Here is a 15,442-nt window from a genome sequence, read left to right on the forward strand (position 1 = left end):
GTTGACCCCCGTCCGGCCGACGCAAGAGGTGGGGGCAGAGCAGCCCGATGGCACATGGCGTGGTGCAGGTCACCAACCCGAGCAGTTCGCGGTGGCGCCGCCGCACAGGTGAGTACGAGACGCTCGCAGGCGCGCTGGAGGCGTCGAGCGACGGCGACGTGCTGTCGGTTTCGCCCGGCACCTACCGGGAGAACGTGGTCGTCGACCGCGCGGTGACGCTCCGCTGCGCCGAGGGACCGGGCACCGTGCGGATCGCCCCGGCGTCCGGCGTGGCGCTGACGATACGGTCCTCCGCGGTCGTCCAGGACCTGGTGGTGGAGGGGCAGGACACCTCCGCGGCCGCCCTGCTGGTCGAGGCGTGCTCCCCCGAGCTGTCCGGGCTGCGGATGAACACCCACTCGGCGGTGGGCCTCGAAGTCCGTGACAACGCCCGCCCGACGGTGCGCCGTTGCACGATAGACAACCCGGCCGGACTGGGCATCAGCGTGCTGGACGGCGCGGCCGGCCTGTTCGAGGACTGCGAGGTGGTCGCCGCCGGTCAGAGCGGCATCTCGGTCCGCGGCGGCGCCACGCCGCGGCTGGAGCGCTGCCGCTTCCACCACACCTCGGGCGCCGGGGTGTCGGTGACCGGCGAGGGCACGACGCTGGAGGCGGTGGGCTGCGAGGTGTTCGAGGTCCGCGGTACCGGCGTGCAGCTCTCCGCGCGGGCCACCGGCAGCTTCACCGACTGCCGGGTGCACCGCACCACGGGGGACGGCGTGGCCCTGGACACCGACGCCGTGCTGGCGCTGGCCGACTGCGAGATCCACGACATCCCGGAGAACGCGGTCGACCTGCGGGCCCGTTCGGTGCTCACCCTCACCCGCTCCTCGGTCCACCGCTTCGGCCGCAACGGCCTGTCGGTGTGGGACCCGGGCACCCGCGCGGACGCCGACCACTGCGAGATCCACGACAGCACCGGCGACTACCCCGCGGTGTGGGTGAGCGACGGCGCCGTGGCGATACTCGACGCCTGCCGGGTGCACGACGTGCCCGACGCGCTGTTCGTGCTGGACCGCGGCTCGCGGGCGGACGTCGTGGACAGCGACTTCGCGCAGATCCGCAACACCGCGGTGTCGGTGAGCGACGGCGCGAGCGTGCAGCTGGACGACTGCCGGATCCGTGACGCGTCGACGGGCGCCTGGTTCCGCGACCACGGCAGCGGCGGCACCCTCGCGCAGGTCACCATCGACGGCGCGGCGACCGGGGTCATCGTCACCAAGGGCGCCGACCCCACGCTGGAGCGGTGCACGGTCACCGACCCGGCGGAGGCCGGGGTGTACGTGTCCGCGGAGGGCCGCGGCACCTTCGACGGCTGCCGCGTCACCGGCAGCCGCGGCTACGGGTTCCACATCATCGACGGCTGCCGGTCGACGCTGACGCGCTGCCGCACCGAGCGCTGTGCGCGCGGCGGTTACGAGTTCGCCGAGCCCGGTCCGGTCACCGAGGACTGCACCAGCGACCGTGCCGCGACCGAGGAGTCGCCGGCGCCGGTCCCGGCCCCCGCCACGCCCGTGGTGCGGCAGGCCGCCGGGCCGTCGTACGGCCTGCTGGGCGGGGTCCCGGAGCAGCAGGCGGCGGCCGAGCCGGCCGCCCCGACGCGGCCGGAGGACGAGGTGCTCGGCGACCTGGAGGCCCTGGTCGGGCTGGACGGCGTCAAGCGTGAGGTGCGCACGCTGATCGACCTGATCTCGGTGGGGCGCCGCCGGGAGAAGGCGGGCCTGAAGGCCCCGTCGCCACGGCGGCACCTGGTGTTCACCGGCTCCCCCGGCACGGGCAAGACCACGGTGGCGCGGCTGTACGGCGAGATCCTGGCGTCGCTGGGCGTGCTGGAGCGCGGGCACCTGGTCGAGGTGGCGCGGGTCGACCTGGTGGGCGAGCACATCGGCTCGACGGCGATCCGCACCCAGGAGGCGTTCGACCGGGCGCGCGGTGGTGTGCTGTTCATCGACGAGGCGTACGCCCTCGCCCCGGAGGACGCCGGGCGCGACTTCGGGCGTGAGGCCATCGACACGCTGGTGAAGCTGATGGAGGACCACCGCGAGGCGGTGGTGGTGATCGTCGCCGGGTACACCGCCGAGATGGAGCGCTTCCTGGCGTCCAACCCCGGTGTCGCGTCGCGGTTCTCACGCACCGTCACGTTCGGCGACTACACGTCCGCGGAGCTGCTGCGGATCGTCGAGGCGCAGGCCGCGGAGCACGAGTACCAGCTCGGCGAGGACACCGGCGAGGCGGTGCTGAAGTTCTTCACCGCGATGCCCAAGGGTCCCGCGTTCGGCAACGGCCGCACCGCGCGCCAGACGTTCGAGGCGATGGTGGAGCGGCACGCGGTGCGCCTCGCGCACATCGACGAGCCGACGCACGAGGAGCTGTTGCTGCTCTACCCGGAGGATCTGCCCGAACTGCCCTGAGCAGGCACGCTCTTGGCCTCGGGCAGCCGGGCCAGCAGGAGAGCCCGCTGTTCGGCGAACGCCGGGTCGGCCTGGAAGTCGGAGTGGCCGAGGACCGGTTCGGGCAGCGGGTGGGCGGTGCTGCGCCCGTAGGCGGCCGGGTCCAGCAGCGGCCCGCAGTCGACCTCGCTCGCGTGGTCGCCGAGGGCGACCGGGCCGCCGATCGGGTCGGTGCGCCGCCACAGGTTGCTCCAGATGTGCATGTCGTCGTGGAGGTCGCGCAGGCGGGCGGTGCCGAAGTGGGCCGGGAACCAGCGGCCGTAGAGGCGGGCGAGCGGGCAGCCGTAGGTGAGCAGGGCGACCCGGCCGCGGACCGCGGGGTCGAGCTGCCAGACCGCGGCGGCGGCCAGCACGCTGCCCTGGGAGTGGCCGGAGATGATGATCCGCCCGCCGGTGGCCTGGGTCCACGAGGCCATCCGCCAGCTGAGGTCGGGCACGGCGCGCTCGGCGTAGCAGGGCGGCGCGAACGGGTGGGCGGCGCGCGGCCAGAAGGTGCCGACGTCCCACAGGATGCCGACGGTCCGGCGGGCCGACGGGTCGCGGTAGGCGCGCCGGCCGAGCGCGACGAGTGCCACCACGCCGGCGCCCACCAGCCACGAGCCGAGCGACTGCGCCCCGGCGGCGAGGGCGCGCAGCACCGGTGGCGCGCCCTCGGCGACCTGGACGGGCGGGCCGCCGCCCTGCCACGCGCCGGCCACGGCCCCGGCGCCGAGGGCGAACGCCGCCGCGCAGACGACCGCGATCAGCATCGGCGCGGAGTCGGTGAGTCCGGCGCGGGCAATGGCGCGGGCGATCTGCCGGGTCCGCGAGGCGTGGTGCTCCTCGTGCGGGTACATCTGCTCCACTTCGTGGCGCAGGGCGTGCTCGCGGCGGCGCAGCCGGGCGGCGAGTGCGGCGCCGCCCAGGGCGAGCAGCGCCAGCACGGCGGGGATGACGGACGCCTCCCAGGTGAGCACCGCGGGCGGCCCGACGAGCGGGCTGCCGTGCGAGCCGGGAGTGCGGCCGCCGTCGAGCCAGTCGGCGGTGCGCTGTGCCACGCCGCCGGTCAGCACTCCCCCGAGGGCGCAGCCGAGCAGCGCGACGGCCGGGCCCGCGAGCCCGCGCAGGGCGAGGCCGCAGTCCTCGAAGTCCGGTGGCGGGGCGCGGTGCAGGAGTACCGCGCACACCGCGAGGGCGGCCACCAGCGCGCCCTGGCAGACGGTGAGCGCGGAGAACGCCTGGGCGGAGGGGAGCCTGCCACCGGAGGCCCAGCCGGGCCGGTTCCAGCCGCCGTAGAGCACGGCCGCCAGCAGGATGCCGGTGGATCCGCCGAGGAGCACGCGCGTGGTGCGCGGGTCGGGGGTGTCGTCGAGTCCGCGCAGCTTGCGGTCGGCGCCGCAGACGGCTCCGGCGGCGGTCACGGCCAGTGCGGACAGCGCCGCCACGATCGTCCAGCCGGCGGCGCGGAGCGCGGTGCCGCCGTGGCCGGTGTCGAAGGTGAGGGCCGGCACGCACAGCGCGGTGGTGACGGTGAGCAGGCCGGCGGCGGTGTGGGCGGTGCGCAGCCGGGCGACGGACCTGCGGCCGTACCAGAAGCCGGGCAGGGCCAGCGGCGGCGTGCCGGGGGGCGGCGGCCCCGGCCGGACGGCCGGGCGCTGCGATTCGTAGGCGTACCAGGTGCGGTGGGACAGCCACCACAGCACGGCGGTCAGGCTCACGGGTGCGGCGGCGGCCAGCGCGAGCCGGCGTCCGGGCTGACTCCACCAGCCGTGGTGGCCGGCCGCGGCGAAGCCGAGCCAGGTCTTGTCGCGGGCGCAGCCGGCGCGGCCCGCGCACTGCCAGCCGACGATGTCGAGGGCGACCTCGCTGACGGCCGCGACGAGCAGCACGGTGAGGGTGAGGGCGAGCAGCCGCACGATCACCTCGTAGCCGCGGGCGAGCCGGGTCCGCAGGGTCGGCGGCCGCATCCAGTGCGCCAGGTTGGTGATCATGAAGGGAAGCAGCAGCAGCCACAGCGCGCGGCTGCCGTTGCCGGAGGTCAGGTTGGACCAGCAGTACGCCTCCTGGACCGGTTCGTCCCGCCGCTGTTCGGGGTGCGCCTCGGCGTCGGCGTCGCAGGCGCGGCGGTGGATGCCGGCGGTGTCGTCGCCGGCGAGGCGCACGGTGCGCGGGTCGCCGAGCATCTGCTCGGGGGTGGTGCCGCCCACTCCGTGCACGAGGAGTTCCAGGGCGAGCGGGCTCGTGGTGTGCGGTCCGGTGTCCAGTTCCGTGGCCACTGGTACCCCCGATCCTCGTGTTCTCCCTGCGGTGGTGCCCGCGCCGCGGCCCGGCGAACCCCACCCACTCGGGGCCGTTATGTGGCGAAATCGTGGGGCCGGTGACCGCTCGCGGGTACCGACCGGTCGTGCGGCGTACACCTGGTGGGTCTCGCGTGGAAGGATGACCCGCAGCACACCGGGGGACCGCGGACGCACGGCGGGTGCGCGGACGGCACTGACCACAACGACACGGACGGGACGGGGTCACGGGTGAGCGACAACCAGAACCTCCTCGCGGAGCAGCGGCGGGCCCTGATTCTGGACGAGGTGCGGCGACGCGGCGGCGTCCGCGTCAACGAGCTGACCCGGCGGCTCAACGTCTCCGACATGACGGTGCGCCGCGACCTGGACGCCCTGGCCCGCCAGGGTGTGGTGGAGAAGGTGCACGGCGGCGCGGTGCCGGTGGTCGAGGCGAGCAGCCACGAGCCGGGCTTCGAGGCGAAGTCGGCGCTGGAGCTGGGCGCCAAGGAGGCCATCGCCCGGGCCGCGGCCGCGCTGGTCCCGCCCGGCAGCGCGATCGCCCTGGCCGGCGGTACCACCGCATACGCGCTCGCCCACCACCTGCTGGACGTCCCGGACCTGACCGTGGTCACCAACTCGGTGCGGGTCGCGGACGTGTTCCAGTCGGGGCAGCGCAGGCCCGGCAACGGGCACGGCGAGGCGACGGCCACGGTGGTCATCACCGGGGGGGTGCGCACCCCGTCCGAGACGCTCGTCGGCCCGGTGGCCGACCGGGCGATCCAGTCGCTCCACTTCGACCTGCTGTTCCTGGGCGTGCACGGCATCTCGGTGGAGGCCGGCCTGTCCACGCCGAACCTCGCGGAGGCCGAGACCAACCGGCAGTTCGTCCGCTCCGCGCGGCGGGTCGTGGTGATCGCCGACCACACCAAGTGGGGCACGGTGGGCCTGAGTTCGTTCGCCGCCCTGGAGGACGTCGACACGCTCGTGACGGACGCGGGCATCCCCGAGGTGCTGCGCGAGGAGATCGCCGAGCACCTCTCCGAGCTGATCGTGGCGGGCGAGCCACCGGCCGAGGCGGGGAACGACGCGGAGGCGTGAGGCTCCGGCGTGAGCACGGCGCGCCGCGCGGGCACGTGAGCACGGGCAGGGAGCGCGGGCGCGCACCCCGGACGGGGACGCGTAGGCTGCTGCCCATGGCCCGCCCTCACCGCCGACTGCGCCCCGTGGGGCTGGAGTTCCTGGACGCCGCGCCGCTGCGGATGGCGTTCTCGACCGCGATCACGGCCTCTCCGGGTGCGGTGCACCGCGCGCTCGCCGAGGACACCGAGAACTGGCCGCGGTGGTTCGGTGCCGTCCGCCGGGCCCGGCCCACCGCCGACGGCCGGTTCATCGCGCTCGCGGGCGGGCTGAGGTTCGAGGAGACCGTACTGGCCGTCGAGGCGCCCGAACGGTACGCCTACCGCGCCGACACCGTGAACCGGCCCGGGGTGCGGGCCATAGCGGAGGAGTGGCGGGTCGCCCCGGCCGGCGGCGGCAGCCTCGTGCAGTGGACCATCGCCGTCGAACCGGCCCCGGCCGCCGCGCCGTTCCTGCGGCTGTCCGCTCCCCTGCTGCGCGCGGCGTTCCGCCGCGCGATGCGGCGGCTCGACCTCAGGCTCGCGACGCAGGCCTGAACTCGCCGCAGGGCGAGGCTTTCCGCCCGCCCCCGCCTGCCGTGCCGGGACGCCGCCGCGTCAGGACGCGGCGGCCAGACGCGCCGGGCCGGGTGACGCGGGGGCGGCGTGCAGCACCGGTGCGGGCGTGCGCGTCTCGCGGTGCTCATTCCAGCCGTTGCCGTTCACCAGTGACCAGGCACGCCCGGGCGCCAGCACGACGAGCAGCAGCAGGACCACCGCGACGATGCCGGCCGAGGCCCGTATCAGCCGGCGGCGCGCCAGGCGCCGTTCCGCGGCTTCGGTGGTGCCGGACCGCCATGCGGGCGGCGCGGCCGGGGCGGCGGCGCGGCGCCCGAAGCGGCGGCGCGGGGCGTCCGCGACGGCGGCCCGCTCGTCCTCCTCGCGCAGCCGCCGCGCCACGATCCGGGCCCGCGCCGACGGCTCCCTGGGCGCCGTCGCGCGGATGTCCCGCTCGCTGTCGGTCAGGAACCGCTCCCACACGTCGTCCGGCACGGGGGGCTCACCCTCGGGAAGGGGGGAGGAATCGGTGGTCACGGTAGGTGCTCTCGTCTCGTCCGGACCGGGGACGGCGACATGCGCGTCCGCCCCCCGCGGGTGGATCTTCGGCTCGGGCCACTAATACGGCCACTATTACCTGTCGAACTTGTGAGCCTACAAGTCCGCTTGCGGACGGCACGTGGGCCCCCGGCGCTCGCCGGGGTCCCGGTCCGGCGCGGGCCCTCAGCGGTACTCGGCCAGCCGCGGCCGCACGCCCAGCAGCACCAGCACTCCGGCCGCCCCGAGGAGGCCCGCCGGCAGCGCGGGCCAGCCGTCCAGCGAGGCGTGGGCGTCGGAGACGTGCGCGGTGAAGTCCGCCAGTTGCTGCTCGGCGAGGCCGTCCAGCGTGGTGGCGAAGTCCCAGAAGTCGAACGCGACGTCCCCGCGCCCCACCTCGGTGAGCACCGTGGCACCCTGGTCGATGTCGCCGGAGTCCTTGAGGGACCGCAGCCTGGTGTCGTCCGCGAGGAAGTGGTGGTAGCGGTCGATCACGTCCTGGTAGGCGGCGCGTTCGGCGCCGTCGGCGCGCGCGCCGGGCGCGAGCAGGCCGCCGAGCGACGTGGACAGCGTCGTGAACTCGTCCCGGTAGTTCTTCGCGAAGTCCCCGTCGTGCACGAACCAGCGGCTCTCCGCCGTGGCCGCCTGCGCGGCGACCGCACGTGCCTCGGCCAGCCGGGTCCACGGGCGCAGCCCGCTCGCGACCGCGGTGTCCACGTCGGACGCGCCGGCGGTGAGGGCCAGGGTCCCGGCCATGGTCACGGCCACCAGCACGGCGGTGCCCAGGGCGATCGCCGGGTTCACCAACCGCCGGTAGTCCCGGGCCAGTTCGCGTTGCCACCACAGCAGGTACAGCAGGGTGAGCGCCCCGAGCAGGCCGACGGCGAGGGCCCAGCGCCGGGCGGCCCGGTGCGCCTGCGCCTGCGTGGCGTCGGCCTCCCGCAGGTAGGCGGTGGACAGTTGCGTCGCGGCCGGCAGCAGCGTGTCGTGCATGACCAGCCCGGCCTGCGCGTTGAGCGCCACCGCGATGCGCGGCGGGTGGCCGGCGACGCGGTCGGGCGACTGCTCGTCGACGTAGGAGGCCCGGCCGCTCAGGTCGTCGTAGCGGCCCAACGCGTCGAGCAGGGTGCGGACCCGGTCTCCCTGGGTGGCGTCGGCGCCGAGCTGCCGCAGCAGGTCGCTGATCTGGGAGCGCCGCTGCTGCGCGGTGATCAGGGCGTTGAGCTGGTTGCCCACGGTGACCCTGGGGTCGGCGCCGGAGGTGCCGGGGGCGAGCGTGTCGGCACGCTGGGCGTCGAGGTCGGCGAGCGCGAAGCGCAACTGCGCGGCCGCCTCGGCTCGTTCAGCCACCGTGGTGCGCAACCGGGCGGTGTCGTCGCGGACGTTCACGGCGGCGGTGACGGCGAGCGCGCACAGGGCGCCCACCAGCACCAGCGCGACGACCGCCCTGGTGCCGAGGCGCCGCGGGCCGACGGGCCGGCGCGGCTTCCGCCTGGGCCGGTACGTCTCGGGTTCGGGAGCGGTCGCCGTGTTCCGGAGTGCGGCGCTCTGCTCCCCCGCGAGCGCCACGGGCCGTTCCGTCGTCGTCTGAGACGTCGTCATGGTGGGACGCTAGGAGCGGGCGGCGACGGTCCGGTGGCCCGCGGGCGGACGCGCGGTGTCCTGGATGTAACGGATCCGCCCCGAACGCGTGGCCCGTCCGGTCGGCGTACCCGCCCTCCCGGCGCCCGCCGGAACCGCGCTCGCCGGGCCGCCGGAACCCCCCACCGGGAGCGGCCCCGAGCGCCCTCTCCGGGCCGCCCGCGCGGTCAGTGCTGCTGGGTCTCGTCCGCCGCCCGCTCCTCGCCGGTCCCGGCCCGCCACAGCGGGTGCTCCTCGCGGGCCCACCAGCGGGGCACGTGGCCGGTGCGCAGGCCGCGCCGGGCCTCGGGGTCCTTGGTGGCCAGCCACACGTGACCGGTGATCACGACGCCGACGAGCAGGGCGAGCCAGTCGTGCACGAACGTGGCGCCGGTCCGCCACACCAGGGGAGACAGCCGCGGGAACCACATCAGCAGCCCGGTGCCGATCATGACGAGGATCGTGCCGGTGACGAACGCGGCGAAGAGCTTCTGGCCGGCGTTGAACTTGCCGGCGAACTCCGGCTGCCGCCTGCGGGTGCGCAGCAGGGCGCGCAGCCACCGCCAGTCGTGCGGGAAGAACCGCCCGAGCCGCCCGGTGTCGGCCCGGAAGGCGCGCGAGACCAGTCCGGCGAGGATCGGCACCGGCAGCAGGATGCCGGACCACTCGTGGACGGTCACCACCAGCCGCCGGCGGCCGACGATCTCGGCCAGCGGCGGGAAGTACAGGCAGGCGGCGGTGAACACGCAGACGGCCATGAGGCAGTTGAGCGTGCGGTGCACCCAGGTCTCGGCGCGGGTGAAGCGGCGCAGTCCGGTGACGGCCCGCGACTCATGAAGTCGGGTCATCATGGCGGCCGTTCGACCTGCCCACCCATCCGTCGACGTCATAGCCGTAGTGCTCCCAGTAGCCGGGTTGGACGTCCTTGGTGACCGTGATCCCGGACAGCCACTTGGCGGACTTGTAGAAGTACATGGGTGCCGCGTAGAGCCGCACCGGGCCGCCGTGGGCGGCGGTCACGGGCTTGTCGTTCATGGTGTGCGCGACGAGCATGTCGGGGCGGCGGGCCTGGTCGAGGGTGAGGCTCTCGGTGTAGACGCCGTCGAAGCAGGTGAAGCGCAGGGCGGTGGCGCCGGCCCGGATGCCCGCGGCGTCCAGCAGCGTGGACAGCAGGACGCCGGAGAAGGCCGTGTGCGGCACCCGCCAGCCGGTGACGCACTGGACGTCCCGCACCAGGCGGGTCTGCGGCAGTGTGCGCAGGTCGGACAGCCGGTAGGAGCCGGGTCGGTCCACCAGCCCGTCGACCCGCAGCCGGTAGTCGGTCTCGCCGCGGTGCGGGATGGAGTCCGAGACCGAGTAGAAGCGGAACCCGCCGCCGCCCGGCAGAAGCCCGGTGACGCCGGTGGGGTCCTTGGCGCTGACGGAGGCCAGCACGTTGTCGAGCGTGCCCTGGACGCTGCCGCCCACGGCGACGCCGGCCGCGCCGAGCCCGAGCATGCCGAGGACGACCCGGCGTCCGACGGGCGTGCCGCGGCCGCGCTCGGGGTCGGGTTCTCCCGCGCTCGGCGCCGCGGGCGTGCTGCTGTGCATGGTTCGATTCGAGCACGTCGTGGGCGCCGTGACCAGGGGCGGCGGGCGGACGTCAGAGATTCGTCACATCTGCCGCCGCCACGGCGTCCAGCAGCCCGGCCAGCGCCCGGTCGAACTCCGCGGGCCGCTCGAGGTTCGGCATGTGCCCGGCGCCCTCGACGACCGCGAGCGTGGCGCCGGGGATGCGTTCGTGCAGGAAACGGGCGTCGGCGACGGGAGTGAACACGTCCTCACTGCCGACGACGACGAGCGTGGGGACCGCGATCCGCGGCAGCATGGCGGTGTAGTCGGGGCGTTCGGCCCGGCCGCGCAGGGCGGCGGCGGCACCTTCGGGCGGCGCACCGAGCATCATCCGCAGCACGTGCGCGGCGGTCTCCGGCTGCTCGCGGACGGTGGCCGGGGCGATCATGGAGTCCAGCACGGAGTGCGCGTACCCGGACATGCCCTCGCGCAGCAGCGCGTCCGCGCGGTCGTTGCGCTCCTGCCGTCCCCGCGGTGTCTCGCCCTGGGCGAAGGTGTCGGCCAGGACGAGGCCGGCGACCCGCTCGGGGAACAGCCGGTGGAACTCCAGCACGATCTGGCCGCCCATGGACAGCCCGCACAGCGTCGCCCGCCGCACTCCGAGGCGGTCGAGCAGTGCCGCGGTGTCGCGCGCGAACACCTCCAGCGGCGTCCTGCCCGGGACGACGCTCGTCCCGCCGTAGCCGCGCAGGTCGGCCGCCACGACGCGCAACCGGTCGCCGAAGGCGCGTAGTTGCGGCTCCCACATCGTCCGGTCGAAGGGGTGGCCGTGCACCAGCACGAGGGTGCCGGGCTCCTTGCCGTCCCCCTCCCCCGTGTCGTCGTACGCCACCGTGATCCCGTTCAGCTCCACCGCTCCCACCTGCGCCCTTCCCCTCGTCCGGCCGGCCGTCCCGATGCTAGGGATGGACCGTGGTCGGTGCAATCCCTATATTGACCTCGGTGCAATCGACGCAGGGGCCCCGACGGGGCCGGAGCGGAAGGAGACGCGGTGCGGGACTACCGGCGGGTGGCCGACGTGGTGGCCGCGCAGATCGCCGCGGGACGTCTGCGGCCGGGCGACCGGCTGCCCACGCAACGGGCGTTCGCCCGCCGGCACGGCATCGCGGACTCGACCGCGGGCCGGGTCTACGGCGAACTGGCCCGGCGCGGGCTGGTGGTCGGCGAGGTGGGGCGCGGCACTTTCGTCCGTGCGGCCGCTCCCGCCACCGGCCCGGCACTGGCGGAACCCGCACCGGCCCGGATCGACCTGGAGCTCAACTACCCCGTGGTGGAAGGCCAGTCGGAGCTGCTGGGGGCGGGGCTTGCCCGCCTGTCCCGGCCCGACGTGCTGGCCGCAGCACTGCGCCCGGCCACGACGTCGGGGACGCCGGCGGTCCGCGAGGCGGTGGCCGGCACGCTGTCCCGCTCCGGGTGGTCGCCCGACCCCTCCACGGTGCTGTTCGCGGGCAACGGCCGGCAGGCCATCGCGGGTGCGCTGGCCGCGCTCGTCCCCGCCGGCGGCCGCCTGGGCGTGGAGGCGTTCACCTACCCCGTGGTCAAGGCCGCGGCGGCGCGGCTCGGCATCGTCCTCGTCCCGCTGGCCTGCGACGCCGCCGGCCTGCGCGTGGACGCGCTGCGCGCCGCCCACCGCGAGGCCGCGCTGTCCGCGGTCTACCTGCAGCCCACGCTGCACAACCCGCTGGGCGTCACCATGCCGGACGGCCGCCGCGCCGAACTCGCCGCGGCACTGCGGGAGTCGGGCCTGGTCGCGGTGGAGGACGCGATCTGGTCGTTCCTGCACGACCAGGCGCCGGCGCCACTGGCCGCCCACGCGCCCGGCCACGTGATCCTCGCCGACAGCCTGTCCAAGCGCCTGGCCCCCGGCCTGACGCTCGGCTTCGCCGTGGTCCCGCCGCGGCTGGCCGGGCCGGTCGCGGCCGCCCTGCGCTCGGGCGCCTGGACGGCGGCCGGCTTCGCCCTGGAGGCGGCGGCCGGATGGCTGAGCGACGGCACGGCCGACACGATCGCCGCGGCCAAGCGCGCCGACGCGGCGGACCGCCGCCGGATCGCCGCCGAGGCGCTCGCCGGTCTCGCGGTGCGCGCCGACCCGCGGGCCTACTTCTGCTGGTGGGATCTGCCGGAACCGTGGCGGGCCGACACCTTCGTGGCGGCCGCCGCCCGGCGCGGGATCGCCGTCACCCCCGGCGCCTCGTTCGCCGTCGGCCCGCACCGCGCGCCGAACGCGGTCCGGGTCGGTCTCGCCTCCCCGCCACCCGCGGAACTGCGCCGCGCGCTCACCGTCCTGGCGGACCTGGCCCGCATCTCCCCGGAGGCTGCGGCACCGGAGTGAACCGGACGGAAGGGCCCCCAGGTCGCACGCCGTGCGCGACGAGTTGCGGTCCGTGTCGCGCGGGTTCACTCTGGAGACGCATCACGGAGTGCTGCAGCAGTCACTCTACGCAATCTCGCTCAGGTGTTCCCATCGGAGCGGCACCTGGCCCGGCCCGCGACCACCGCGGAGTACCGGCCCATGCCGCGGAGGGAGTCGCAGCCGTGATCATGCAAGCCGACCAAGCCGATCCAGCGGCCCGGGAGTGTGCCCTCGAACTCGAGGCGCACCCGTACCGGATCCAGCAGATCCGTCGGATCGTGTCCGCCCAGCTGCGCTACTGGCGCCTCGACCCGCTCATCGACGCGGCGTCGACCGGCATCAGCGAGCTGCTCGCCAACGTCCACCGGCACGCCAGGCCCGACAAGCAGTGCGCGGTGAAGCTGTCCGTCGAGAACGGCCGTCTCACGGTGGCCGTCGCCGACCACGACACGCGGCTGCCGCACATGCAGCCCGTGGAGCCGACCGCCACCACCGGGCGCGGGCTGGCGATGGTGGAGGCCATGAGCGACAGCTGGGGTACCGACCTGCTGCCCGGCGACGGCGGCAAGGTGGTGTGGTTCGTCCTGCGCACGCCGGTTCCGGTGCCGACGCTGGTGCCGCTGCGCACCGCGACCGTGCCGGTCGAGCGGACCGCGCCCGAGCGCGTCGCCGTCGCGGCCTCGGTCGCCTGACCCCCGTCCGTACACCAGACCGGCCGCCGCCTCCCCCGCCAAGGGGGAGGCGGCGGCCGGTCGTCGGGCGCCCGCCCGCGACCGTGCGGCATACCGCCGCGCGCACGGGCCGCCCGGCGGCCGCCGGGCGGCCCGTGCGCGCGGCGGTCGCGGTGCCGGTCATGGCCGCGCACCTCCCGGGGTGCCGTCCGCCGGGCCCGCGCGCGGCCGTCGACATCCTTCATCCCGCCCAGCACGCGATCGGCCGTCGGCGCGGCCATCGTGTCGACGAGTCTGCCGTCGGCGAGGAAGACCACCTCGCCGGCGTGCGCGGCCGCGCCCGGGGAGGTACCGCCGGAGTCGCCGCCGCGGCGCCCGAACCTCCCCCGCCGGCCCGGGAGGGTCCGCGGAGGCGTTCACGCCGGGCCCCCCTTGCCGCCGCGCAGGTCACGGCGGACGTCGCGTCCGAAGTGCTCCTCCAGCACGGACATCCGCCGCCAGTACTCCTCCTCGTCGATCTCGCCCGCGGCGAACCGGCGTCCCAGCACGGCCATCGGCGAGTGCTCGCCGGTGGCGGCGGGGGGGCGCTGCCGCCAGGGTCCGCCGCGCCCGGCCCAACCGGTGCGCCGCAGCACGGTGATCACCGCGGCCACGGCGAAGACCCAGATCAGCGGGAAGAACAGGATCCACGGGCCGGGCCCGCCGTCGTGCCACGCCAGGGTGGTCATCGCTGGTCATCTCCTCGTTCGGTGCCGGTCCTTCCGGCACCTTCGAGCCTGGCTTCCGCGCCGCCGCACGTCGTCGTACGGCCAGCGGCACCTGTCCTGCTCCGGTGGGAGTAGCCGGCCGGGCGCGTGCTGCTCCGGCCGGGGCGCGCGCACGGCGGCGGCCCGGTACCGGAGGTACCGGGCCGCGGGGCACGGGCAGGGGCAGGAGGGTCGGGTCGGAGCCCCACGAGGGGCGGGGCGGACGCCGCCGGTTCAGCCCGCAGGCTGCCCGCCGAGGAGCGCGAGCGGGTCGTCCAGTACCGGCTGCCACGCCAACTCGGCGGCGCCGACGAGGCTGTTGTGGTCCAGCGCGCAGGCCAGGAGCGGGACGCTGCCGCTGCGGCCCCACAGGCTGCGGTCGGCGACGACCGCCCGCAGCCGCTCCGGATCGGCGTCCAGCAGGTGGCGGTGCAGGCCGCCGAGCAGGATCCGGTCGGGGTTGAGGACGTTGACGAGGCCGGCCAGGCCGCGGCCGAGCCGGTCGATCAGCACATGGGCGGCCTCGCGCACGGCCGGGTCGCCGTACTCCTGCTGGAGCAGGGCGGCGCCCTGCGCGAGCAGGGAGACCTCGGGGCCCGGCGTGCGGCCGGCGGCCTCCACGAACGCCAGCGGGTCCGCCTCGACGTCAAGGCAGCCCCGGCTCCCGCAGTGGCAGGGCCGTCCCTCCGGCTCCACCGTGAGATGGCCGACCTCCAGGGCCAGGCCCGAACTGCCCGTGTGCAGGCGGCCGTCGAGGACGAGCGCGCCGCCGACACCGCGGTGCCCGGAGGCCACCACGAGCAGGTGCTCGGCGCCCCGCCCGGCGCCGTGCCGGTGCTCGGCCAGCGCCGCCACGTTGACGTCGTTGCCGACGAACGACGGCACCGGCCTGCCGCCGGGGGCGAGGATGCCCGCCCTGGTGATCTGGCCGGCGAACACCTCGCGGACGGGCGCGCCCGCGGGCCAGGCCAGGTGCAGCGGGTTGAGCGCGGTCCCGTCGGGTTCGGCGACCGCGGAGGGCACGGCGAGCCCGGCGCCGACGCACACCCGGCCGGACGCGCGCAGCAGTTCGGCGCCCGCCTCGACGACCGCGCCCAGCACATGGGCGGGATCGGCGGGCACGGTCATGGAACCGGGGGCCGTCGCGACGATCTCGCCGCCGAGTCCGACGAGGGCGGCCCGGAATCCGTCGGCGTGCACCTGGGCGGCGAGCGCGACGGGCCCGCCCGGCGCCACCGCGAGCCGGTGGGAGGGCCGGCCCTGGGCGCCGGACAACCCGGGCGGCCGGGTGTCGACCCGGATCAGGCCCAGTGCCTCCAGTTCCGCGGCGACCGCTCCGGCTGTGGCCCGGGTCACGCCGAGTTCCGCCGTCAGCACGGCGCGGGTCCCGGCGCGGCCGGTGTGCACCAGGGAGAGCGCGGGACCGAGTGCTGCCCGGCCCCGCTCAAGCCTTGTCCGAATCTGTGTCACCCCTCTATTCTCAC

General features: G+C 75.7%; 13 protein-coding genes and 1 pseudogene. 5 read left to right on the forward strand and 9 right to left on the reverse strand.

Features of this window, described 5'->3' with window-relative positions; all coding sequences use genetic code 11:
* Positions 1–47: 47 nt before the first annotated feature.
* Complete coding sequence (locus tag BMW99_RS26695; RefSeq protein ID WP_075017683.1) at positions 48–2,450, forward strand: right-handed parallel beta-helix repeat-containing protein; 2,403 nt, start codon at positions 48–50, stop codon at positions 2,448–2,450.
* Here BMW99_RS26695 and BMW99_RS26700 read toward each other — a convergent pair.
* Positions 2,420–4,744: a hypothetical protein gene (locus BMW99_RS26700; RefSeq protein ID WP_075017684.1), complete on the reverse strand. Its 2,325-nt coding sequence runs from the start codon at positions 4,742–4,744 to the stop codon at positions 2,420–2,422. The two genes, BMW99_RS26695 and BMW99_RS26700, sit on opposite strands and share 31 nt — an antisense overlap.
* Before the next feature lie 252 nt (positions 4,745–4,996).
* Here BMW99_RS26700 and BMW99_RS26705 point away from each other — a divergent pair, with 252 nt between their 5' ends.
* On the forward strand, positions 4,997–5,845 hold the full coding sequence (locus BMW99_RS26705) for a DeoR/GlpR family DNA-binding transcription regulator (RefSeq protein ID WP_069466787.1): 849 nt from the start codon (positions 4,997–4,999) through the stop codon (positions 5,843–5,845).
* A 95-nt stretch (positions 5,846–5,940) separates the two neighbouring features.
* Complete coding sequence (locus BMW99_RS26710) at positions 5,941–6,420, forward strand: SRPBCC family protein (protein WP_075017685.1); 480 nt, start codon at positions 5,941–5,943, stop codon at positions 6,418–6,420.
* Positions 6,421–6,480: 60 nt separating this feature from the next.
* Here the strand turns inward: BMW99_RS26710 and BMW99_RS26715 are convergent, their stop codons facing one another.
* From BMW99_RS26715 to BMW99_RS26735, 5 genes are all read right to left on the reverse strand, one after another.
* A complete protein-coding gene (locus BMW99_RS26715; protein ID WP_075017686.1) occupies positions 6,481–6,915 on the reverse strand; it encodes a hypothetical protein in 435 nt (144 codons plus the stop codon).
* A 228-nt stretch (positions 6,916–7,143) separates the two neighbouring features.
* Positions 7,144–8,559 (reverse strand): hypothetical protein, encoded by a 1,416-nt coding sequence (locus BMW99_RS26720; protein ID WP_141726473.1) that lies wholly within the window; start codon positions 8,557–8,559, stop codon positions 7,144–7,146.
* Between the two features lie 206 nt (positions 8,560–8,765).
* Positions 8,766–9,428 (reverse strand): cytochrome b/b6 domain-containing protein, encoded by a 663-nt coding sequence (locus tag BMW99_RS26725; RefSeq protein WP_069466863.1) that lies wholly within the window; start codon positions 9,426–9,428, stop codon positions 8,766–8,768.
* Positions 9,409–10,167 (reverse strand): molybdopterin-dependent oxidoreductase, encoded by a 759-nt coding sequence (locus tag BMW99_RS26730; RefSeq protein WP_075017687.1) that lies wholly within the window; start codon positions 10,165–10,167, stop codon positions 9,409–9,411. The genes BMW99_RS26725 and BMW99_RS26730 overlap by 20 nt, the downstream gene beginning before the upstream one ends.
* Before the next feature lie 52 nt (positions 10,168–10,219).
* The gene (locus BMW99_RS26735) at positions 10,220–11,050 is read right to left on the reverse strand and encodes an alpha/beta fold hydrolase (RefSeq protein WP_245791631.1); all 831 of its coding nucleotides are present in this window, start codon (positions 11,048–11,050) and stop codon (positions 10,220–10,222) included.
* Positions 11,051–11,179: 129 nt separating this feature from the next.
* Between BMW99_RS26735 and BMW99_RS26740 the strand changes: the two genes are divergently transcribed.
* Both BMW99_RS26740 and BMW99_RS26745 read left to right on the forward strand, forming a co-directional pair.
* A complete protein-coding gene (locus BMW99_RS26740) occupies positions 11,180–12,520 on the forward strand; it encodes an aminotransferase-like domain-containing protein (protein WP_075017688.1) in 1,341 nt (446 codons plus the stop codon).
* A gap of 209 nt (positions 12,521–12,729) precedes the next feature.
* Positions 12,730–13,233 carry an ATP-binding protein gene (locus BMW99_RS26745; RefSeq protein WP_079138773.1) on the forward strand — a complete coding sequence of 168 codons (504 nt, stop codon included), beginning with the start codon at positions 12,730–12,732 and terminating at the stop codon, positions 13,231–13,233.
* Between the two features lie 200 nt (positions 13,234–13,433).
* On the opposite strand, the pseudogene BMW99_RS42255 reads toward BMW99_RS26745, so the two are convergent.
* The 3 genes and pseudogenes from BMW99_RS42255 to BMW99_RS26755 all read right to left on the reverse strand — a co-directional run.
* Positions 13,434–13,556, reverse strand: a pseudogene (locus BMW99_RS42255) (ABC transporter ATP-binding protein); the annotation flags it as partial.
* A gap of 72 nt (positions 13,557–13,628) precedes the next feature.
* On the reverse strand, positions 13,629–13,940 hold the full coding sequence (locus tag BMW99_RS26750) for an SHOCT domain-containing protein (protein ID WP_075017689.1): 312 nt from the start codon (positions 13,938–13,940) through the stop codon (positions 13,629–13,631).
* A gap of 252 nt (positions 13,941–14,192) precedes the next feature.
* Positions 14,193–15,428 (reverse strand): ROK family protein, encoded by a 1,236-nt coding sequence (locus BMW99_RS26755; RefSeq protein WP_075017690.1) that lies wholly within the window; start codon positions 15,426–15,428, stop codon positions 14,193–14,195.
* Positions 15,429–15,442 lie beyond the last annotated feature (14 nt).

Source organism: Actinacidiphila rubida (genome assembly GCF_900110255.1).
Taxonomy (GTDB): Bacteria; Actinomycetota; Actinomycetes; order Streptomycetales; family Streptomycetaceae; genus Actinacidiphila; species Actinacidiphila rubida.

Bases quoted from the DNA above. Each gene is read 5' to 3' on its own strand.
- BMW99_RS26695 (WP_075017683.1), top strand. From the start codon at position 48: ATGGCACATGGCGTGGTGCAGGTCACCAACCCGAGCAGTTCGCGGTGG.
- BMW99_RS26710 (WP_075017685.1), top strand. From the start codon at position 5,941: ATGGCCCGCCCTCACCGCCGACTGCGCCCCGTGGGGCTGGAGTTCCTG.
- BMW99_RS26750 (WP_075017689.1), bottom strand. From the start codon at position 13,940: ATGACCACCCTGGCGTGGCACGACGGCGGGCCCGGCCCGTGGATCCTG.
- BMW99_RS26745 (WP_079138773.1), top strand. From the start codon at position 12,730: ATGCAAGCCGACCAAGCCGATCCAGCGGCCCGGGAGTGTGCCCTCGAA.
- BMW99_RS26720 (WP_141726473.1), bottom strand. From the start codon at position 8,559: ATGACGACGTCTCAGACGACGACGGAACGGCCCGTGGCGCTCGCGGGG.
- BMW99_RS26730 (WP_075017687.1), bottom strand. From the start codon at position 10,167: ATGCACAGCAGCACGCCCGCGGCGCCGAGCGCGGGAGAACCCGACCCC.
- BMW99_RS26725 (WP_069466863.1), bottom strand. From the start codon at position 9,428: ATGATGACCCGACTTCATGAGTCGCGGGCCGTCACCGGACTGCGCCGC.